This is a genomic window from Mesorhizobium subarcticum, assembly GCF_055456085.1.
In genome coordinates this window covers 4,870,802-4,890,838 of the sequence record NZ_CM144237.1, presented here as the reverse complement: position 1 = coordinate 4,890,838, position 20,037 = coordinate 4,870,802, and the positions used below count along the sequence as shown (strand labels likewise).

Annotated in this window: 16 protein-coding genes and 2 pseudogenes; 13 read left to right on the top strand and 5 right to left on the bottom strand. The window is 61.9% G+C overall.

All coding sequences use genetic code 11. The features are described from left to right. Positions 1-164 precede the first annotated feature (164 nt). The 8 genes and pseudogenes from ACZYHG_RS23740 (at position 165) to ACZYHG_RS23705 (ending at position 8,524) form a co-directional block, all read left to right on the top strand. A complete protein-coding gene (locus ACZYHG_RS23740; protein ID WP_464610634.1) occupies positions 165-1,136 on the top strand; it encodes a helix-turn-helix domain-containing protein in 972 nt (323 codons plus the stop codon). A gap of 141 nt (positions 1,137-1,277) precedes the next feature. Continuing rightward, the gene (gene adh / locus ACZYHG_RS23735; RefSeq protein ID WP_464610633.1) at positions 1,278-2,795 is read left to right on the top strand and encodes an aldehyde dehydrogenase; all 1,518 of its coding nucleotides are present in this window, start codon (positions 1,278-1,280) and stop codon (positions 2,793-2,795) included. Positions 2,796-2,901: 106 nt separating this feature from the next. Continuing rightward, positions 2,902-3,270 (top strand): DUF779 domain-containing protein, encoded by a 369-nt coding sequence (locus tag ACZYHG_RS23730; protein ID WP_464614773.1) that lies wholly within the window; start codon positions 2,902-2,904, stop codon positions 3,268-3,270. Between the two features lie 41 nt (positions 3,271-3,311). Continuing rightward, positions 3,312-3,686: a fluoride efflux transporter CrcB gene (gene crcB / locus ACZYHG_RS23725; RefSeq protein WP_464610632.1), complete on the top strand. Its 375-nt coding sequence runs from the start codon at positions 3,312-3,314 to the stop codon at positions 3,684-3,686. Positions 3,687-3,746: 60 nt separating this feature from the next. Next, positions 3,747-4,727 (top strand): RluA family pseudouridine synthase, encoded by a 981-nt coding sequence (locus ACZYHG_RS23720; protein WP_027051791.1) that lies wholly within the window; start codon positions 3,747-3,749, stop codon positions 4,725-4,727. A 47-nt stretch (positions 4,728-4,774) separates the two neighbouring features. Then, a pseudogene (locus ACZYHG_RS23715) lies at positions 4,775-5,648 on the top strand (DMT family transporter). Positions 5,649-5,660: 12 nt separating this feature from the next. Further along, positions 5,661-6,452 (top strand): ATP12 family chaperone protein, encoded by a 792-nt coding sequence (locus ACZYHG_RS23710; protein ID WP_464610631.1) that lies wholly within the window; start codon positions 5,661-5,663, stop codon positions 6,450-6,452. Between the two features lie 182 nt (positions 6,453-6,634). Continuing rightward, positions 6,635-8,524, top strand: coding sequence for an MFS transporter (locus ACZYHG_RS23705; RefSeq protein WP_464610630.1), 1,890 nt, complete (start codon positions 6,635-6,637; stop codon positions 8,522-8,524). Between the two features lie 76 nt (positions 8,525-8,600). On the opposite strand, the gene ACZYHG_RS23700 is transcribed toward ACZYHG_RS23705, so the two are convergent. Continuing rightward, on the bottom strand, positions 8,601-8,792 hold the full coding sequence (locus tag ACZYHG_RS23700; RefSeq protein ID WP_464610629.1) for a DUF2735 domain-containing protein: 192 nt from the start codon (positions 8,790-8,792) through the stop codon (positions 8,601-8,603). Positions 8,793-9,108: 316 nt separating this feature from the next. Here ACZYHG_RS23700 and ACZYHG_RS23695 point away from each other — a divergent pair, with 316 nt between their 5' ends. Continuing rightward, the gene (locus ACZYHG_RS23695) at positions 9,109-10,149 is read left to right on the top strand and encodes a glutamine synthetase beta-grasp domain-containing protein (protein WP_464610628.1); all 1,041 of its coding nucleotides are present in this window, start codon (positions 9,109-9,111) and stop codon (positions 10,147-10,149) included. A 119-nt stretch (positions 10,150-10,268) separates the two neighbouring features. On the opposite strand, the gene ACZYHG_RS23690 is transcribed toward ACZYHG_RS23695, so the two are convergent. Together ACZYHG_RS23690 and ACZYHG_RS23685 are read right to left on the bottom strand one after the other, a co-directional pair. Beyond that, complete coding sequence (locus tag ACZYHG_RS23690) at positions 10,269-11,432, bottom strand: DmpA family aminopeptidase (RefSeq protein WP_464610627.1); 1,164 nt, start codon at positions 11,430-11,432, stop codon at positions 10,269-10,271. 32 nt (positions 11,433-11,464) lie between these two features. Beyond that, positions 11,465-12,067, bottom strand: a complete 603-nt coding sequence (locus ACZYHG_RS23685; RefSeq protein WP_464610626.1) for a TetR/AcrR family transcriptional regulator — start codon at positions 12,065-12,067, stop codon at positions 11,465-11,467. A 147-nt stretch (positions 12,068-12,214) separates the two neighbouring features. Here ACZYHG_RS23685 and ACZYHG_RS23680 point away from each other — a divergent pair, with 147 nt between their 5' ends. Beyond that, the gene (locus ACZYHG_RS23680) at positions 12,215-13,636 is read left to right on the top strand and encodes an APC family permease (protein WP_464610625.1); all 1,422 of its coding nucleotides are present in this window, start codon (positions 12,215-12,217) and stop codon (positions 13,634-13,636) included. A gap of 699 nt (positions 13,637-14,335) precedes the next feature. Here ACZYHG_RS23680 and glnA read toward each other — a convergent pair. Next, positions 14,336-15,746: pseudogene (gene glnA / locus ACZYHG_RS23675) on the bottom strand (type I glutamate--ammonia ligase). Between the two features lie 63 nt (positions 15,747-15,809). After that, positions 15,810-16,148, bottom strand: a complete 339-nt coding sequence (locus ACZYHG_RS23670; protein ID WP_006205430.1) for a P-II family nitrogen regulator — start codon at positions 16,146-16,148, stop codon at positions 15,810-15,812. Positions 16,149-16,502: 354 nt separating this feature from the next. On the opposite strand from ACZYHG_RS23670, the gene ACZYHG_RS23665 reads away from it, so the two are divergent. The 3 genes from ACZYHG_RS23665 to ACZYHG_RS23655 are packed head-to-tail and all read left to right on the top strand — an operon-like array spanning position 16,503 to position 20,037. Further along, positions 16,503-18,041: an NAD(P)H-hydrate dehydratase gene (locus tag ACZYHG_RS23665; RefSeq protein WP_464610624.1), complete on the top strand. Its 1,539-nt coding sequence runs from the start codon at positions 16,503-16,505 to the stop codon at positions 18,039-18,041. Further along, a complete protein-coding gene (locus ACZYHG_RS23660) occupies positions 18,038-19,909 on the top strand; it encodes a hypothetical protein (protein ID WP_464610623.1) in 1,872 nt (623 codons plus the stop codon). Before ACZYHG_RS23665 ends, ACZYHG_RS23660 begins: the two co-directional genes overlap by 4 nt. Beyond that, positions 19,906-20,037 (top strand): hypothetical protein, encoded by a 132-nt coding sequence (locus ACZYHG_RS23655; protein ID WP_464610622.1) that lies wholly within the window; start codon positions 19,906-19,908, stop codon positions 20,035-20,037. The genes ACZYHG_RS23660 and ACZYHG_RS23655 overlap by 4 nt, the downstream gene beginning before the upstream one ends.

Below are 20,037 nucleotides of genomic sequence, written 5' to 3'. Positions count from 1 at the left end.
GTCGGTGGAGGGGTTCCCAGCCTGGCCGCGTCGGGCGGGGGGTCTTGCACCATCGTCCTATAGCGCCCTCGAGCCCCGGTCCTCTAAAACTTAATGCTGCGGATATATCTGAACGGATATAACGCTGCTTGAGTTGGAAGCGACAATCGCCTTGGGAGGATGAGGTGAGCGGACGGCAGCCGACGGGTCATCATGCGGATTTCATCCAGGCCTCAATCGCCAGCAACGATGCGGCTCGCTCTGCACTGGTTGCGTCCTGGCGGCGCTCGCTCACCCTGCACGGCCTCGATCCGACCGAACGCCAGGCGCCGCGACGTCTCACCGAAAGCGAGTTGAGCGAGGCCCGGCAACGCATCGAGCCATTGCTACGCGCCGCGGATGCAAGCCTTGATCGTCTTTACCTTGCCGTTGGCGGCGTTGGCTGCTGTGTGCTGCTTGCCGACCGTGACGGTATTCCGGTCCAACGCCGCGGCGCCGTCGCGGATGACGATACATTCGACGAGTGGGGGTTGTGGACGGGCACGGTATGGAGCGAGGACTCCGAGGGCACCAACGGCATCGGCACCTGTCTCGCCGAAAAACGCGCGCTCACTATCCACCGCGATCAGCATTTTTTCTCGCGCAACACGCTGCTAAGTTGCACCACCGCGCCGATCTACGATCACGAAGGCAATCTGGCCGCTGCGCTTGATGTGTCATCCTGCCGGTCGGACCTGACCGAAGGCTTCGTCAACCTGATCGCCATGGCCGTGGGCGACGCCGCGCGCCGCATCGAGGCGGAGAATTTTCGCCTGGCGTATTCCAATGCCCGCATATTGCTGGCGCCGGTCGCCGAGCGCAGCGCCAGCGCATTGATCGCCGTCGATGCCGACGATCTGGTGGTCGGCGCCACGCGTTCGGCGCGCCTCGGTCTTGGGATCACACAGCAGGCCTTGGCCAAGGGCCTGCCTGCCGCCGATATCCTCGGCGGCTTAGCCAAGGCGGCGGAAGACCTGGATGAAGCCGAGCGCGGCGTGGTGCAGCGCGCCATGGCGCGCGCCGAAGGCAATGTCTCGGCCGCCGCCAGCAGTCTCGGAATTTCGCGGGCAACTTTGCACCGCAAGCTTGCCCGTTTCGGCATTCGCCGGCAGCACTGAGCTTTCGGGCTCGCGACTGTCGCAGATCTGCGACAGTCGGCCACGGCGAGTGGTCGGCCAGGGCTGACAAGCCGGACATCATCAGCAACTCTTCACGATGACGCGTCACATTCCGTGGCGCTGCTTCTTGGGAGGAAGACGATGAACAAAGTTGAATTTTCCCGCACGGCCAAGGTTCCCTTCGCCAAGCGATACGACAACTATATTGGCGGCAAATGGGTCGCTCCGTCGTCGGGACAGTATTTCGAGAACATATCCCCGGTAAACGGCCGCCCGCTGGGCGAGATCGCCCGCGGCAATGCCGCCGATATTGAACTGGCACTTGATGCCGCCCATAAGGCCAAAGACGCCTTGGGCAGGACCAGCCCGGCTGCGCGCGCGTTGATCCTCAACCGGATCGCCGACCGCATGGAAGACAATCTCGACCTGCTGGCGCTGGCCGAGACCTGGGACAATGGCAAGCCGATCCGCGAGACGACCGCCGCCGATCTGCCGCTCGCCGTCGATCACTTCCGCTATTTCGCCGGTGCTTTGCGCGCTCAGGAAGGCAGCCTGTCGCAAATCGACGATGACACCGTCGCCTATCACTTCCATGAGCCGCTCGGCGTCGTCGGCCAGATCATTCCCTGGAATTTCCCGCTGCTGATGGCCGTGTGGAAACTGGCGCCGGCACTTGCCGCCGGTAACTGCGTCGTGCTGAAGCCCGCCGAACAGACACCCGCCACCATCATGCTGTGGGCGGACCTGATCGGCGACCTGTTGCCGGACGGCGTGCTCAACATCGTCAACGGCTTTGGCCTGGAGGCCGGCAAGCCGCTCGCTTCGTCGAACCGCATCGCCAAGATCGCTTTCACCGGCGAGACCACGACCGGCCGGCTGATTTCGCAATATGCCAGCCAGAACCTGATCCCGGTGACGCTGGAACTCGGTGGCAAGTCGCCCAACATCTTCTTCCAGGACGTGACATCGGAGGATGATGATTTCTTCGACAAGGCGATCGAAGGCTTCGTCATGTTCGCGCTCAACCAGGGCGAGGTCTGCACATGCCCCAGCCGGGCGCTGGTGCATGAGAAGATCTATGACAAGTTCATGGAGAAGGCGCTGAAGCGCGTCGAGGCGATCGTCCAGGGCGATCCGCTCGACCCGGCAACCATGGTCGGTGCGCAGGCATCGAGCGAACAGTTGGAGAAGATCCTGAGCTACTTCGACATCGGCAAGCAGGAAGGCGCCCAGGTGCTGATCGGTGGCGAGCAGAACCATCTGCCTGGCGATCTTGCCGGCGGCTATTACGTGAAGCCGACCGTGTTCAAGGGCCACAACAAGATGCGCGTCTTCCAGGAGGAGATTTTTGGGCCGGTGGTGTCCGTCACCACCTTCAAGGATGACGACGAGGCGCTGTCGATCGCCAATGACACGCTCTATGGCCTCGGTGCCGGCATCTGGAGCCGCGATGCGAACCGCTGCTACCGCTTCGGCCGCGCCATTCAGGCCGGACGTGTGTGGACCAACTGCTACCACGCCTATCCTGCACACGCGGCGTTTGGCGGCTACAAGCAATCCGGCATCGGCCGCGAGAACCACAAGATGATGCTCGACCACTATCAGCAGACCAAGAACATGCTGGTCAGCTACAGCCCGAAGAAGCTCGGCTTCTTCTGAGAGCCTCCCGAGGCAGCGCATGATCCTTTCCGAGGGATCATACGCGCTCTACTTGGAAGGCGAGGCTCACGGGCCTCGCCTCGATCCATTCACGAAGGAGGACGGCATGCTCGACAAGGCTTCCCTCGGAAAAGTCTCGGCGACGCCGCAGGCCAGGGCTTTTCTGGCAGAAATCATCGCCGATCACGGTCCGGTGCTGTTCCACCAGTCCGGTGGTTGCTGCGACAGCTCCTCGCCGATGTGCTATCCCCAGAACGATTTTATCGTCGGCGACAATGATGTGATGCTGGGTGAGATCGGCGAGACGCCGGTCTATATCAGTTCTTCTCAGTTTGAGGTCTGGAAGCACACCGACCTCATCATCGACGTGGTGCCGGGCCGGGGCGGCATGTTCTCGCTCGACAACGGTCGCGAGAGGCGATTCCTGACACGTTCAACCCTCTGTGCCATTCCGGAAGTATCAACTCAGGCTTGAAGGGATTGACGTTGCTGCCCCGGCAAGGGCAATAAACGACCATGTTGAACCTGCTTCTCGTAGTCGTTGGCGGCGGCATTGGCGCTGGCATCCGACATCTCACCAACATCGGCGCGCTGCGCTTTGTCGGGCCGAATTATCCCTGGGGCACGATCGTTATCAACATCGTCGGCTCCTTTGCCATGGGCCTGTTTATCGCCACCCTGATGCGACGTGGCGGGTCGAACGAACTAAGGCTTTTCGTCGCCACCGGCATCCTTGGCGGCTTCACCACCTTTTCAGCCTTTTCGCTTGATTTCGCGACATTGTGGGAGCGGGGAGCCACGCTGCCAGCGTTTGGATATGCGCTGGCCAGTGTTGTTGGCGCCATTATCGCCCTGTTTCTGGGACTTTGGCTCGCAAGAAGCCTGCCTTAGTGCTATTGCCGCGCCAAGTGCGGGCAAAACCCTGCTCGGAAACGGATAAGCGAAGACAAAATGGCAGGCGTTGAACAGATCACGGTGGAGGCCGGCGAGGCGGGCATGCGGCTCGATCGCTGGTTCAAGACCCATTTCCCGGGCCTTGGCTTTGGCCATCTGCAGAAGTTGCTGCGCTCCGGCCAGATCCGCGTCGATGGCGGCCGGGTCAAGGCCGACAGCCGTGTCGAGCCTGGCCAGGTGGTCCGTGTTCCGCCACTCGAGGTGGACAAGAAGGGCGAGAGCGCGCTGACCGGCCACTCGATTCGTAACCAGGGTGACGCCGACGTCCTGGCAAAAATGCTGATCCATGAGGACCCGAAGGTTTTCGTCTTCAACAAGCCGGCAGGCCTCGCGGTGCAGGGCGGTTCGGGCGTCACCCGCAATGTCGACGACATGCTGGAAGCCTGGCGCAGCCAGAAAGGCGAGAAGCCGCGGCTGGTCCACCGGCTCGATCGCGACACGTCGGGCGTGCTGGTTGTCGCGCGCACCCGGCTTGCCGCCATGAAGCTGTCGGAAGCGTTTCGCGCCCGCGAAACGAAGAAGACCTACTGGGCCCTGGTCAAAGGCGTGCCGCCGAAGCGCGAGGACAAGATCTCGACCTGGCTGATCAAGGAGCCGACTGAGGACGGCGACCGCGTTCGGGTGGCTGCGCATGGTGAAAAAGGCGCCGACCACGCCGTGTCCTACTACCGCATTATCGAGCAGGCCGCGCAGACCATGACCTGGCTGGAGATGGAGCCCTATACGGGCCGCACCCACCAGCTTCGCGTTCATGCCGCCTATATTGGCTGCCCGATCATCGGTGATCCGAAATATTTCGAAGCCGACACCAATTGGGATTTCCCTGGTGGCATTCAGAACCGCCTGCATCTGCATGCTCGCCGCATCATCATTCCGCATCCCGACAAGGGCGTCATCGATGTCACCGCGCCGATGCCGCCGCATATGCGCCAGAGCTGGAACCTGATCGGCTTCGACGACGCCAGCGCGGAGGATTGATCTTGAGTGGCGCCGCCGACGCGCTCGATCGGCGCGACTCAGTCGATATGGCCGCCGCCGCCATCATGGTCGGCCTGACCTTTTCCTGGGGCCTGAACTACGTCGCCGCGAAAATCTCTTACACCGGCTACGACCCGGTCTTCCTGTCGATTGCGCGCTCGGTCATCGGCGGCTTCTGCGTCTTCCTCTGGTGCCGCTGGCGCGGCATCGCGCTGTTTACACGCGATGGCACGTTGCTGGCCGGCATCCTGGTTGGCGTGCTGTTCGGCATCGAGTTCCTTTGCCTCTATGTCGGCCTGGAGCACACGACCGTTGCCCGCAACACGCTGCTGGTCAACACCATGCCGTTCTGGATGCTGGTGGGCGGCCACTTCCTGCTTGGCGAACAGATCACCTTGCGCAAGTTCCTTGGCCTGCTGCTGGCCTTCGCCGGCCTTGCCGCCGTCTTTTCCGACAAGCTCGGCGGCGGCGGAGACATGCTGTTCGGTGACCTGTTGAGTTCTGGGCTCCGGGTTTTTCTGGGCCTTGACCAATATCCTCATCAAGCGATCGAGACTGGTAGAGGCGAGTGCCGAAAAACTGCTGCTCTACCAGCTCGCGGGCGCGGCGGTCGTTGGTATGCTGGTGATGCCTCTTGCAGGTCCACCGGTGCGCGATCCCACGCTGTTGGCGACGTTGGCCCTGCTGTTTCAGGCGGTCTTTATCGTTGCCTTCACCTATGTCCTGTGGTTTTGGCTGCTGCGCCGCTATCCGGCCTCCGGCCTGTCCAGCTTCACGTTCCTGTCGCCGGTTTTCGGTGTTTTGTGCGGTGCGCTCATCTTGAACGAGCCGCTGACCGTTCGCATTTTCCTGGCACTTGGCTTGATTGCGGCAGGACTGATCATCGTCAACCGGCCGGCTCGCAAGCTGACCCCGGTGTGAGTGAGGTTCTTCATGCGTGACATCCTCAGTGACCTCGAAGCGGGCAAGTATCTTTCCGATCCGGATCCGGTGCGTCGCGCCCAGATCCAGATGAAGACGCCGCTGCCCAAGCGCTTCTACAAGACCGTTTCCGTTGCGCCGGTGGAGGGCGGTTTTGCCGTGCATCTCGACGGCAAGCCGGTGCGCACGCCGGGCAAGGCGCTGCTGGCGCTGCCGACCGAAGCAGCTGCAACGCTGGTTGCAAACGAGTTCGCCGAGCAGGGCGAGACGATCAATCCGGTGTCGATGCCGGTGATGCGCCTGGTCAATACCGCCATCGATGGCGTCGCCAGCGATCCGCAGGCGGTGCTGGAAGACATATTGCGCTTTGCCTCGTCCGATCTGCTCTGTTACCGCACGAATGCGCCGCAAGGGCTGGTCGAGCGGCAGAACGAGCACTGGGATCCGGTCATCGATTGGGCGCGTGCTGCACTAGGCGCACGCTTCAACCTTGCCGAGGGGATCATCCATGTCGAGCAGCCGCGCGAAACCATTGCGGTGCTGGGTGTCCATCTCAGCCAGCGCGCCGAGCCCCTGCGGCTGGCCGCCATCCACGTCATGACGTCGCTGACCGGTTCGGCGCTGCTGGCGCTCGCCGTCGATACCGGCGAACTGGACGCGGAAGCGGCCTGGGCCGCCGGCCATGTCGACGAGGACTGGCAGATTGAGCAGTGGGGACAGGACGCCGAAGCCGTCGCGCGCCGTGCATACCGCAAGCGCGACATGATGGCTGCCGTCAGCCTTCTGGAAGCGCTCAAGGTCTGACCGCAGGCCCTTGCCGCACTGCACCTAATACCAAAGTCATAATCCCATTGTCGCTCTGCCGTTGGCGGGCGCTTTCTGTCATTTCTTCCGTGATGGCTCGGCATTGTGCGAGTTCGCGTTCGGAGGAGAACGCGGATATCGCGCCCAGCATCGAGGACAGGGTCTCACGGGAGGACAACTCAATGGCAATTGCATCAACCGCCGGCGGAGCAAGCCGCGGCATGACGCGAGAGGAGAAGAAGGTCATCTTCGCTTCCTCGCTCGGCACCGTTTTCGAATGGTACGACTTCTATCTCTACGGCTCGCTGGCAGTATTCATTGGTTCGACCTTCTTCAGTCCGACCATCCCCGAAGCGACGCGAAACATCTTCGCCCTGCTGGCTTTCGCCGCCGGCTTCCTGGTGCGCCCGTTCGGCGCGCTGCTGTTCGGCCGCATCGGCGACCTTGTCGGTCGCAAATATACATTCCTCGTCACCATGTCGATCATGGGCCTGTCGACCTTCCTGGTCGGCCTGCTGCCTGGTTATGCAAGCTGGGGTATTGCCGCTCCAGTGATCCTGATCATCTTGCGCATGCTGCAGGGGTTGGCGCTCGGCGGTGAATATGGCGGTGCTGCGACCTATGTGGCCGAACATGCACCTAACGACCGCCGCGGTTTCTACACATCATGGATCCAGACGACGGCGACACTCGGCCTTTTCCTGTCGCTGATCGTCATCCTGATCGTGCAGGGGTCGCTGAGCAAGGAAACCTATGCCGCCTGGGGTTGGCGCATTCCCTTCATCGTTTCCTTCTTGCTGCTCGCCGTGTCAGTCTGGATTCGGCTGTCTCTCTCCGAGTCTCCGACGTTTCAGAAGATGAAGGACGAAGGCAAGGGTTCGAAGGCGCCGCTCTCGGAAGCGTTTGGCCAGTGGAAGAATGCCAAGATTGCGATCCTGGCGCTCCTCGGTCTCACCGCCGGTCAGGCCGTGGTCTGGTACAATGGCCAGTTCTACGCACTGTTCTTCTTGCAGAACGTGCTGAAGGTCGACGCGCAGTCGGTCAACATCATGATCGCGATCGCGCTCGCCCTCGGTTCGATCTTCTTCGTCGTCTTCGGTTGGCTTTCTGACAAGATCGGCCGCAAGCCGATCATCATGGCGGGTCTCGCATTGGCGATCGTCTGCACCTTCCCGCTGTTCAAGGCACTGACCTGGGCCGCCAACCCGGCGCTCGCCAACGCCCAGAAGAACACGCGTGCGACGGTGACCGCCGCGCCAGGTGACTGCAAGTTCCAGTTCAACCCGGTCGGCACCGCCAAGTTCACGACGTCCTGCGACATTGCGACCTCGTTTCTGACCAAGAATTCGGTTCCCTATGACGTGTTGTCGACGGCGGCCCCCGGAACGGCTGCGGCGGTCAAGATCGGCGGTGAGACGGTGGACTCCTACGACGCCATCGCAGCTGGCGATCAAGCGAAAGCCAAGGACGCGGCCTTCGTCAAGGCCGTCAACATGTCCCTGCAGGACGGTGGTTATCCGCTGAAGCGTGCGGCGATCAAGGTCGCGGACCAGAAGCTCGACGCGTTTGTCGCCGCCAATCCGGAACTGAAGCTCGATGCCGCCGCCATCCGTGCCGGTGAGAAGGCAACTGTTCCGGTCGACCAGGCAATCAAGGACAAGATCGTGACCAAGGAAGAGGCCGCGGGTGCGCCGGAGGTCACAGTCTACAACATACCGGGCGGTGGTGCCTTCGCCATGTTCGCTGACCCGGCCGGGATCAACTGGCCGATGACGATCGGCATCCTGTTTGTCCTGATCCTTTTCGTGACCATGGTCTACGGGCCGATCGCGGCGATCCTGGTCGAGATGTTCCCGACCCGTATCCGCTACACCGGTATGTCTCTGCCCTACCACATCGGCAATGGCTGGTTCGGTGGTTTGCTGCCGGCGACGGTGTTCGCGCTCAGTGCTTATAAGGGCGACATTTACTACGGCCTTTGGTACCCGGTGGTGATCGCGGCGTTCACGCTCGTCATCGGCATGATCTTCGTCAAGGATACGCTCGGCACGGATCTGCACGCCAAGGACTGAGGGATCATCGGCCAACAGAAAGCCCGGCGTGAGCAATCACGCCGGGCTTTTCGTGTCTGAGACCTGAAGAAGCGGATCAGCTCTTGCGCTGAATTTCTTCCTCGACCGCCGCTTCGTGATACCAGCCGTCAAAATCGGCGTGCGTATAACGCAACGAGGCCACCTCTGCCGCGAATTTGGCCTTGGCGCCTAAATTTGAGGCAGATTTGCGCCCTGCCAGAGGGAACATCAGGATTGTTGCCGACGGACGGGAGATGGTGGCTTCCATAAGCGGCCTCCTTTCTCTTTCAGGAGTTTTTTGACTCATCTTTCAATGAAGATAAGTCCTGCGATTCCTTTAGGCAATATGCCTACGAAAAGATCATTGTTTGCCTACTATTTGTGCATTTGATGCCTCTGATCGATCTCGATCCAGTGATGAGGCGGCTCAGCAAATTCGGCGCAATATCGCGGCCATTTTGCCGCACCCGATGATGCCGGAGTGGCACACGATTTGCATTTTAGGTATCGGCAGCGCCGGCTGCTGACGGCAGACGCATGTTGACGCCGTTTGGTGTTCGGTGAACAAGCAACGAGAGGCTAGAATGACGAAATACAAGCTCGAGTATATCTGGCTCGATGGATACACCCCGGTCCCCAACCTTCGCGGCAAAACGCAGGTCAAGGAATTCGCCGAATTCCCGACGTTGGAAGAGCTCCCGCTTTGGGGTTTCGATGGTTCCTCCACGATGCAGGCCGAGGGCCACAGCTCCGACTGCGTGCTGAAGCCGGTCGCGGCTTATCCGGACCCGACCCGCACCAATGGCGTGCTGGTCATGTGCGAAGTCATGATGCCCGACGGCGTCACGCCGCACGCATCCAACAAGCGCGCCACCATCCTCGACGACGAGGGTGCCTGGTTCGGCTTCGAGCAGGAGTATTTCTTCTATAAGGACGGCCGCCCGCTCGGCTTCCCGGAGACCGGCTATCCCGCGCCGCAGGGTCCGTACTACACCGGCGTCGGCTACAAGAACGTTGGCGATGTCGCACGCCAGATCGTCGAAGACCATCTCGATCTTTGCCTTGCCGCTGGCATCAACCATGAAGGCATCAATGCCGAAGTGGCCAAGGGCCAGTGGGAATTCCAGATCTTCGGCAAGGGCTCCAAGAAGGCCGCCGACCAGATGTGGATCGCCCGCTATCTGCTTCTGCGCCTCACGGAAAAATACCGCATCGACATCGAGTTCCACTGCAAGCCGCTCGGCGATACCGATTGGAACGGCTCGGGCATGCATGCCAACTTCTCGACCGCCTATATGCGCGAAGTCGGCGGCAAGGCGTATTTCGAATTGCTTATGGCGCAGTTTGACAAGAACCTGATGGATCACATCGCCGTCTACGGCCCCGACAACGACAAGCGTCTGACCGGCAAGCATGAGACCGCGCCGTGGAACAAGTTCAGCTACGGCATAGCCGACCGTGGCGCGTCGATCCGCGTGCCGCACTCCTTCGTCAAGAATGACTACAAGGGCTATCTCGAAGACCGCCGTCCGAACTCGCAAGGCGACCCCTACCAGATCGCTTCGCAGATCCTGAAGACGATCTCGGAAGTTGCGACCGACGCGAAGGTCTCGGCCGCCGCCTGATTCTTTTTCGCGGTGCGGGCCATGAGATGGCTCGCGACTGAAGAAACAAAAAAGCCCCGGTGGGAAAAACGCCGGGGCTTTTTGCATATGCTTGGGGGATTTGAATGCGCTGGCCGCTCTCAGGCGGCGACGGCTCCACGTGCCTTGAGTGCAGCCAGCACCTTCGCATGCGGCAAAGCAGGGCTGCGGTTGTCGTCACGGCCGACCATGTCGCTGTTGGCGACCAATGCGTTGAGCACTGCTTCCTCGGTCGCATGCACGACGGCTGCATAGAAATCGTCCATGCGCCCCCACGGGATGAAATCCATGTGGCTGTAGCTCTTGTCGGTGGCCGGACCCTTCGGGAAGCGGCCGTTGAGCGCATCGCGGTTGGCTGTGGAGAAGGCCAGAAAAATGTCACCGGAGAAATGCGAGCCGGTGGTGCCGGTCCGGGCCAGGCCGAGCGGTACGCGTCGGGCCAGCGCCTTGCATTGGCCGGGTAGCAATGGCGCGTCGGTGGCGACGACGCCGATGCAGGAGCCGGCGCCTGTCGGACCGCCCCGGAAATAGGCCTCCATCGGATTGTCATCGGCCAGTTCGCCACCGAGCGGCACGCCGGCAATGGTGAGTTCATGGCGCGAGCCGAAATTGGCCTGCAGAAAGACACCGACCGTGTAGGAGCGATGGCCGTAGTCGACAATCCGCGAGGCCGTACCCGAGCCGCCTTTGAAGGCATAGCAATTCATGCCCGTGCCGCCGCCGACCGAGCCTTCCTCGATGCGCCCGCTCGCAGCATTGTCGATCGCGGCAATGGCGTGATCGACGGTGACGTGCGAGCCGTTGATGTCGTTGAGATAGCCATCCCAGGTTTCGGCCACCACCGGCAGCAGCCACTGGTTGGCGACATCGGGCTTGTGGCGGGCCACCCAGTCGATGACGCCGCGATGGCAGGGGCCGACGGCATGGGTGTTGGTGATCAGGATCGGCAGGCTGATGCTGCCGGCCTCCTCGATCCACGATGCGCCGGTCATCTCGCCATTGCCGTTGAAGGAATGATAGCCGGCGGCGCAGGCCACGCCGACGCCGTCACGGCCGAGCGGCAGGATGGCCGTCACCCCGGTGCGCACCGGTCCCTGTCCGTTGAGCTTGCCTTCGCCCTTGATGATCGTGGAATAGCCGACCAGGACGCCGTCGACATCGGTGATGGCATTGGCGGGGCCGGGCGTGCCTTGCAAGGGAATGCCGAGCGCGCGGGCCCGCGCTGTGCCGTCTGGTGTGGCGGTGTGGGTCGGCAGTTGGTCCATGCTTGGGTCTCGCTCCGTTGATGTAAGCCGGCTCAGCGAAGGCTGCAGTTGGTCGCAAGCTCGGCATAGCTGGTCAGGATCGCCAGCGCCGAAGCCTGGTCGACCGCCGGCACGACATTGACGAGATGCAGCCCCAGCCCGTCCTCGAGCACCACCAGGCTGCGCGCGACCGTCTCGCTGGTCGCCTGCAGTTTGAAGATGCCGGTGGCGGCGCCCGCTTCCAGAATGCCGACATAGATCGACACCTGCCGCTCGAACAGAGTGATGTGACGTGCCGCATAACTCGCATCCGAGCGCGAATAAGCGCCGAGTTCGAGCAGCAGCCGGCAGAGCTGATCATCCGCGTCGGTCGGCAGCCCGTTCTCGATCATCGTCTTCAGCCGCAGCCTGGGATCGGCGATCTCGGCGACCGACGCCGCACGTATCGTGCAGAACCGCTCGACGGCCTTGCGCTGTACATCGTCCAGCAGGTCCTTCAGGCCGGGATAGTAATAGAGCAGGGCGCTCGAACTCATCCCTGCCTCATTGGCAACGTCGCGCAGCGTGACGCTGGCAAGGCCGCGCCTGGCGATCATCGATTCTGCCGCCGCAACGAGGGTGAGGCGGCGATCGGTTTGGGTTTTGGGTCGTCCCATTTCCGTTTCCTGAATTTGATTCAATTTAAGGCTGGCATGTGGATTTTTGCAAGCACCAATGAACCATATTTGTTGACGATATCTGACTCCATCGATAGGTTCCGCTGCGGAGGATAGTTTTTATCTGATTAAAAAAAGGGGAGGACGATGTCTACAAACGAAGCAACAACAGGGGCAGCCGACAAGGCCGCGCCAACCGCCAAGGGACTGGATCGGGCGCTCAATGCGCTGGGCACGCTGATGATCGTGCTGTCGGCCGTGACGCCGGCATCCTCGGTGTTCATCATCGTGCCCGGCGTCATCGCGCTCGCCGGCACAGGCTCATTTCTGAGTTTCGTCATTGCCGCCGTCATCGGGCTGTTCATGGCCTTCGTCTATGCCGAATTGTCGTCGGCCTATCCGATGGCCGGTGGCGAATACACCATGATCGGCCGCACGCTCGGCCGCTTCTGGGGCTTTGTCACATTGGTGCTGGTGTTCGTCTCGATCGTGCTGATCGTTGCCGTCATCGCGCTCGGTGTCGGCACCTATCTCGGTGTGCTTGTTCCCAACCTCAGCCCGCAATGGGTCGGCGTGGTGACGATCGGGCTGGCCGGCACGGTCGCGGCCATGCGCATCAAGCTCAACGCCTTCGTCACCGGCATCTTCCTCGGCATAGAAATGCTGGCTCTGCTGGTCCTGACCGGCCTCAGCTTTGCCCATGTCGAGCGGCCTCTGTCGAGCCTGTTCACGTCGCCGCAATTGCTCGATGCCACCAACACGCTGGTGCCGGCGTCGGCCGGGATCATCCTAGCGGCCACCGCCGTTTCGCTGTTTGCCTATAATGGCTATGGCGCGGCCGCCTATTTTGGTGAGGAGACGCAGGACGCCAAGCGCAACATCGGCAAGGTCGTGGTCTGGGCGCTTTTGATCACCGTCGCAGCGGAACTCATCCCGCTGACGGCCGTGTTGCTGGGGTCGCCGGATATCGCAGCATTGCTCGCCGCGCCCCAGAAAATAGAATATTTCCTCGAGGCGCGCGGCGGTCACGCGCTGACGGTGCTGATCAGCCTTGCCATCGCCGTCGCCATCTTCAACGCGGTCATCGCCATCATCCTGCAGGCGGCGCGGCTGCTGTTCAGCTCCGGCCGCGACAAGACCTGGTTCGGCCCGATCAATGCCGCGGTCGCGTCCGTCCATGGCAGCTACGCATCGCCATGGATCGCCACCATTGTTGTGTCGGTACTGGCGGCGATCGCCTGCTTCATCGACATCAACCTGCTGCTGGTGGTCAGCGGCACCTCGCTGGTGGTGATCTACGCGCTTCTGTGCGTGGCGGTGTTTGCCGGGCGCCGCAACGGCAGCACCTCTGGCGGACACTACCGCATGCCCTTGTTTCCGGTTCCGGCCATCCTTGCCTTCGTGGCACTGATCTATGTCGCCTACCAGAACCTGCTCGATGCCGCCTTCGGGCGCCCGAGCCTGATTGCGACGCTGCTGATCATGGCCGTGGCGGCGATCTACTATGTGCTGGTGCTGGCCAGGCGAACGGACTGGGATCTGCACGGCCCCGACGAACTTGCCGGATAGGCGCCGCCCTCCGACGCTCTGTCCGTGCGAGAACCCCGGCCCTTGCCGGGGTTCTTTTTGTCCTGCTGGCCTGGCGAAGCGAATTCCCCCAAAAAAAGTCAGGTTGAAAAGGATCGAGTAAATTCACCGGGCCGAGAGGCTTTTGGCTGACGCTGAATGCCACCAAGGGTGGCATGCTGTTCCGTCTTCCCGAAAAAAGCCCGGAAAACAGCCTGTTTCAGGTCGTCCGTACACCAATGATCAGTTATATAAGCCTCTGTTCAATAATCGAAATCCGCGATTTATGCCTGCGGCCGGCGGCGTTGACAGATTGCACCGCAGCATGCGTATTCGTGGCTTGGGTTACGCCAAAGCGATGCTGTTCGAACGGGGCGGGGTTTCTTGAACGACAGCATTGGCGGGGGCGCCGGACGAGCGGGCATTGTAGCCTGAGGCAGTGCGCCGCTCGCTCCTGGCGATCGATTGCGCTCGAAAAGGCGCCGGCCAGCCTTCATTTGCGGCTTCTGCCGATGGCGCGGGGGCCTAGGAAAATTCAGCTATAAAACGGAACCTTGAACCAAAAGAGCTTGCCCGCTGTTGCGTGGCCGGCCACGCGCGATCCATCGCCAGAGCCGATCTATCGCAGGAGCATTGGGGCAGCAAAAAGCCCTTGAAGGTGGATATCCTTCAAGGGCTTTGCAACGCTATCCGAACCGGTTCTTACACCGAGTAGTACATGTCGTATTCTACCGGATGCGGGGTCATTTCGAAGCGCATCACCTCGGCCATTTTCAGCTCGATGTAGCTGTCGATCTGGTCGTCGTCGAAGACGCCGCCGGCTTTCAGGAAGCCGCGGTCCTTGTCGAGACTTCTGGAGTGCTTCACGCAGCGAGCCGCAGACGGTCGGGATCTTCTTCAGTTCCTTCGGCGGCAGGTCGTAGAGGTCCTTGTCCATCGGCTGTCCCGGATGGATCTTGTTCTTGATGCCGTCGAGACCGGCCATCAGCAACGCGGAGAAGGCCAGGTAGGGGTTCGCGCCCGGATCGGGGAAGCGGACCTCGACACGCTTGGCCTTCGGCGACGAGCCGAACGGGATACGGCAGGAGGCCGAGCGGTTGCGTGCCGAATAGGCGAGCAGCACCGGCGCTTCGTAGCCGGGCACCAGGCGCTTGTAGGAGTTGGTCAGCGGGTTGGTGAAGGCGTTGACCGCCTTGGCGTGCTTGATGACACCGCCGATGAAGAACAGGCAGTTCTCCGACAGGCCGGCATATTCATTGCCGGCGAAGGTCGGCTTGCCACCCTTCCAGATCGACATGTGGACATGCATGCCCGAACCATTGTCGCCAAAGATCGGCTTCGGCATGAAGGTTGCCGTCTTGCCATAGGCGTTGGCGACCTGGTGCACGACGTATTTGTAGATCAGCATCTTGTCGGCGTTGCGCACCAGCGCATCGAACTTGATGCCAAGCTCATGCTGGGCGGCCGCCACCTCGTGGTGGTGCTTTTCGACGCGCACACCCATTTCGGCGAGCACCGTCAGCATTTCAGAGCGCATGTCCTGCGCGCTGTCGATCGGCGGCACCGGGAAATAGCCGCCCTTGACGCGTGGGCGGTGGCCGAGGTTGCCAGTCTCGTAGTCGGTGTCGTCATTCGACGGCAGTTCGGTGGAATTGAGCTGGAAGCCGGTGTTGTAGGGATCGGCCTTGTACTTGACGTCGTCGAAGACGAAGAATTCGGCTTCCGGGCCGACATAGATGGTGTCGCCGATGCCTTCGGCCTTCATGTAGGCTTCGGCCTTCTTGGCCGTGCCGCGCGGATCGCGGTTGTAGGATTCGCCCGAGACCGGGTCGAGAATGTCGCACAGGATGACCATGGTCGACTGCGCGAAGAACGGGTCCATGTGGACCGTGTCCGGATCCGGCATCAGCACCATGTCGGACTCGTTGATGGCCTTCCAGCCGGCGATCGACGAGCCGTCGAACATGACGCCGTCGGCGAACATGTCTTCCTCGACCTCGACGACATCCATCGTCACGTGCTGCAGCTTGCCCTTCGGGTCGGTGAAGCGCAGGTCGACGAATTTCACGTCGTTGTCCTTGATCTGCTTCATGATGTCTTTGGCTGTCGTCATGTCATGTATCCCTGTTTGATGACGTGTTTTTTGATGGATGACGTTTCTTCGGGGATGGCCGCGTCAGACCGCGTCCATTCCGGTTTCGCCGGTGCGGATGCGCACAACTTCCTCGATGTTGGAGACGAAGATCTTGCCGTCGCCGATGCGGCCGGTCTGGGCCGCCTTGCGGATGGCCTCGATCGCGCCTTCGACAGCATCGTCGCCGAGCACGACCTCGATTTTCACCTTGGGCAGGAAATCGACCACATATTCGGCTCCACGATAGAGTTCAGTGTGGCCCTTCTGGCGCCCGAAGCCCTTGGCCTCGGTCACCGTGATGCCTTGCAGTCCGGCCTCCTGAAGCGCTTCCTTCACTTCGTCGAGCTTGAATGGCTTGATGATCGCTTCGATCTTTTTCATGTAAAAAGTGGCCTCCACTGCCAAAAAACGGGTTTTGACCCCCCGCTTGCGCCTCTTTCAAGCACGAACTGTGCCAGATAGACGGATTCGAAGCGGTATCATATGATTTCAAAGCCGCACCACGCCGGAATGCACTTTCGCGTCATTCGCTGCACCGGATGCGGCATGCATGCTGAAGTCCAATCAGTTGCCGCCCTCCTGTCCGCATAAAAATTAGGCAGATCGCCCATATTGCGGGCAACTCTGCACCTGCGACATCCATCTGAACGGTATGGCGGCAGATCGTTGCAACTCCTCCTGTTTGCTTCGAACCACAAACTGGACAATGCTTGATCGAATGCGGATCGGCAATCCATGAGCAACGAACTTCTTTCTCCCGCCGAAATGAGCGAGGCGGACCGGCTGACGATTGCCGGCGGCGCGTTCGACGGGATCGGCCTGATGCGCCGTGCCGGAGAGGCGGTCGCGGACGTGGTGCTGGCGCGCTATCCCACAGCGATGCGCGTCCACGTACTGTGTGGCCCCGGCAACAATGGCGGCGATGGCTATGTCGTGGCCCGCATCTTGGCCGACAGTGGCGTTGCCACGACGGTCTGGGCAAGCGGCACGCCGAGGCGGGAAAGCGATGCGGCTCTCGCCGCGGCGGAATGTCCGATCAAACCGCGGCCATTGTCGGCATTTGTCGCCGAAGCTGGCTCCATCGTCGTCGACGCGCTTTATGGGGCAGGTTTGTCCAAGCCGATGTCCGGCGATGCCGCCAGGGCGGTCGATATCGCTACCGACCGGCATTTAGCCGTTGTCGCGGTCGACCTGCCTTCCGGTGTTTCTGGTGACAGCGGCAAAGTGCTCGGCAAGGCATTTCGCGCCGACACCACCGTAACCTTTGCGCGCAAGAAACCCGGTCACTTGCTGTTGCCGGGCCGGGAGCGATGCGGCGAGATCGTGCTCGCCGATATCGGCATCGGCGACGACATCATTGCACGCCTCCAACCCCGGACGTCAGAGAACAAGCCGGCAAACTGGCTGCACGGTTTCCCAGTGCCGGCTGTCGACGCGCACAAATACAAGCGTGGCCATGTCGGGATCTTTTCCGGCGGGCCGAGCGCCACCGGCGCGGCGCGCCTGTCGGCACTCGCCGCAGCCCGCAGCGGGGCAGGGGCGGTGACCGTGCTGTCTCCCGGCAACGCCATGCAGGTCAATGCCGCCCACCTGACCTCGATCATGCTGCGCAAGGCCGATGACGTCGCGGACATAGAGGCGTTCATCGGCGAACGCCGGCCTTCTGCCTTTGTCCTCGGGCCTGGCTTTGGTGTTGGTGAGAAAACGCGGACCTTCGCGCTCGCGCTCCTTGCCTCCGGCCAGCCACAGGATGCTTCCGCACGGATCGATGGCCTTGTATTCGACGCCGACGCGATCACCGCGTTTCGCGAGGCGCCAGGTGTCTTGTTCGAAGCCGCGCATCGGCAAGACGCGCCAGCCCTGGTGATGACGCCGCATGAAGGAGAATTCGCCAGGCTGTTTCCCGACATCGCGGGCGACATCGCCTCGTCCAAGCTGTACAAGGCGCGTGCGGCGGCCGCACGTGCCAATACCATTATTGTCTATAAGGGCGCCGACACGGTGATCGCAGCGCCGAACGGCCGGGGGGCGATCAACGCCAATGGCGCGGCCTGGCTTGCCACCGCAGGATCAGGTGACGTGTTGTCCGGCATCACCGCAGGGCTGCTGGCGCAAGGCATGCCGGCGTTCGAGGCGGCTTGCGCTGCGGTATGGATCCATGCCGAAGCCGGCAGCCGGTCCGGCCCGGGGCTGATTGCCGAGGACCTGCCGCTGGCGCTGGTGCCGGTGCTACGAGAACTGGTCGAAGCAAGGCAGAAAGTGCCTATCGGATGAATTGGTTCGCGCTCGCCGTTGCGGCCATCATCGCGCTGTTCGCGTCGAATGGCGTGCGCGCTGGGCAGCCGGTGACGATCGTCGATGACCCAGCGGTGCTCGCCACCCTCGATGCCAAGGGCTACGGCTTCGCCGCACTGTTTGGCGCGGCGGGCGAGGGCGATTTGAAAACCCTCTATGAGAAGGCGCCAGCCTATCATGCGATCGTCGATACCGTGGCATCAGACATTGCCACGCTGCGCGCCGAGATGAAGGCCGGCGGGCGCACGCTCTACGAAGTGACCGACGGCAATGTCGGCCGCGTCATGGACATGCGCTGGCTGAAGACCGATGCGGCACGCTTCCGGCTGGTCGGCGTCGTCAACCGGATCGACCGTCGCGATTTTGCTGTCGTGCTGGGTGAGAAGAGCTGCGGCGAGGTCCGTTTCATCTACCGCCTGGCCTACAGTTTCCGGAAGAACGGCAAGCAACTGGCGTCGCGTCTGCCGTTCAATTTCAATGCGGTCTACAGCGTGGCGCCCGATGCCGATCGCGGTTGCGTCGGCGTTGCCGGACGCTGGACGCCACAGCTTGATGAGACCGTCGATGCCGGCTGGCTGACCGGCGGACCGCTGGAGAGAGCCGGGCTCACCTTCAAGCAACTTGAACTCAACGCGCAGGTCGTGCGCTTTCCTTCGGGCCAGGAGACCGAATTCGGCGGGCAAGCCGCCTACCTCATGCGCATCTTCGCCATCGATGGCGCCACCGTCAGCGAGAGACCGCTGGAGAACACGCCGGATACCGCGCGGCTCTCGGACGATGCGGCGCTGAAGAAAAGGCTCGCCGACTATGTCAGCGCCAATGTCACGGCGGTCGATCTCGGCGTCTATGAAATCCCCGACGAATTCCTGGCGAAGAAGGTCATCTCGTGGTCGACCTTCGGCAGCGCGAGACAAGCCAACCATCCGTTCACGCCGCTGTTCAAGCCCACGGATTTCGCTGGTCTGGACTATGCGGCGCTGAAACTGGTGGGCACACCGGAGGCGCTGGTCGAGCGGCTGGACAATGGCGCCTGCCAGGGCTGTCATCAGGCAGGTTCCACCGCCGGTTTTCATTTCATCGGCCTCGACGACAAGACCACGTCGCCTTTGAACCACATCGAGGTCGGCATCTCGCCGCATCTTCACGCCGAAATCCTGCGGCGCGAAGCCTGGCTGCGTGCAACCGGACAAGGCAAGGAGCCGAACCGCTACCGGCCGCTGTCTTTCGCACCGCCCGCCACATGGACCGATGCCGGCGACATCAACTACGCACCGGCCGGGATGGCGATGCCGTGCCTGATGCCGCAAGATGCCGCCCGCTTCGGCGGGACCTGGCAATGCGGCGGCGGCACTGTCTGCACGCCGCTGGCGACCGCTTCAGGCGTGCATACCGCGCTGGCGCAATGTCTGTTGCCCAAGGACAGCGAAAAGATGTTCTCCGGCCATCCCTGCCTGACGGGGTCTATCGCCAGCAATGCGGCGCAGCCCTTCAACGACCGCTACAGCATCACCGGTCAGTTCGCGGCGTTCGCGCCGGATGTCTCCCGCACCGCCTACACCTGCCGGCCGCCGAAGATCGGCGTGCCGGCCGGCATCGCCTACCGTGCGTGCGACGACAAGGACCGTCCTTCGCAGCCTTCAAAGCCGGCAAACCGATTCCGAACGAGATCTGTGGGCTCGTCGGCGGCAAGAAATTCGACATCTGTGTGGCCACCAACAATTTCGACCAGTGCCTCGGCGGCGCGGTCAATCGCGGCAACCGGCCGGCCTGTGATGCCGAACATTTCTGCCGCGAGGACTATATGTGCCAGTCGCTGCCGCCGGACACGCCGGGCATTTCAAAAGTGAAAGGCATCGGCTTCTGCTCGCCGACCTATTTCATCTTCCAGATGCGCATCGACAACCACGCAACGCCATGGGCAAGTGCTACCAGCGCCACCACGGGAGCGGGGTTCGGCGCTGCTGAGGAGGAGTAG

Excerpts from the sequence above, each read along its gene's own strand:
- adh (WP_464610633.1), top strand. The coding sequence starts at position 1,278 with ATGAACAAAGTTGAATTTTCCCGCACGGCCAAGGTTCCCTTCGCCAAG.
- ACZYHG_RS23730 (WP_464614773.1), top strand. The coding sequence starts at position 2,902 with ATGCTCGACAAGGCTTCCCTCGGAAAAGTCTCGGCGACGCCGCAGGCC.
- crcB (WP_464610632.1), top strand. The coding sequence starts at position 3,312 with ATGTTGAACCTGCTTCTCGTAGTCGTTGGCGGCGGCATTGGCGCTGGC.
- ACZYHG_RS23720 (WP_027051791.1), top strand. The coding sequence starts at position 3,747 with ATGGCAGGCGTTGAACAGATCACGGTGGAGGCCGGCGAGGCGGGCATG.
- ACZYHG_RS23710 (WP_464610631.1), top strand. The coding sequence starts at position 5,661 with ATGCGTGACATCCTCAGTGACCTCGAAGCGGGCAAGTATCTTTCCGAT.
- ACZYHG_RS23705 (WP_464610630.1), top strand. The coding sequence starts at position 6,635 with ATGGCAATTGCATCAACCGCCGGCGGAGCAAGCCGCGGCATGACGCGA.
- ACZYHG_RS23700 (WP_464610629.1), bottom strand. The coding sequence starts at position 8,792 with ATGGAAGCCACCATCTCCCGTCCGTCGGCAACAATCCTGATGTTCCCT.
- ACZYHG_RS23695 (WP_464610628.1), top strand. The coding sequence starts at position 9,109 with ATGACGAAATACAAGCTCGAGTATATCTGGCTCGATGGATACACCCCG.
- ACZYHG_RS23690 (WP_464610627.1), bottom strand. The coding sequence starts at position 11,432 with ATGGACCAACTGCCGACCCACACCGCCACACCAGACGGCACAGCGCGG.
- ACZYHG_RS23685 (WP_464610626.1), bottom strand. The coding sequence starts at position 12,067 with ATGGGACGACCCAAAACCCAAACCGATCGCCGCCTCACCCTCGTTGCG.
- ACZYHG_RS23680 (WP_464610625.1), top strand. The coding sequence starts at position 12,215 with ATGTCTACAAACGAAGCAACAACAGGGGCAGCCGACAAGGCCGCGCCA.
- ACZYHG_RS23670 (WP_006205430.1), bottom strand. The coding sequence starts at position 16,148 with ATGAAAAAGATCGAAGCGATCATCAAGCCATTCAAGCTCGACGAAGTG.
- ACZYHG_RS23665 (WP_464610624.1), top strand. The coding sequence starts at position 16,503 with ATGAGCAACGAACTTCTTTCTCCCGCCGAAATGAGCGAGGCGGACCGG.
- ACZYHG_RS23660 (WP_464610623.1), top strand. The coding sequence starts at position 18,038 with ATGAATTGGTTCGCGCTCGCCGTTGCGGCCATCATCGCGCTGTTCGCG.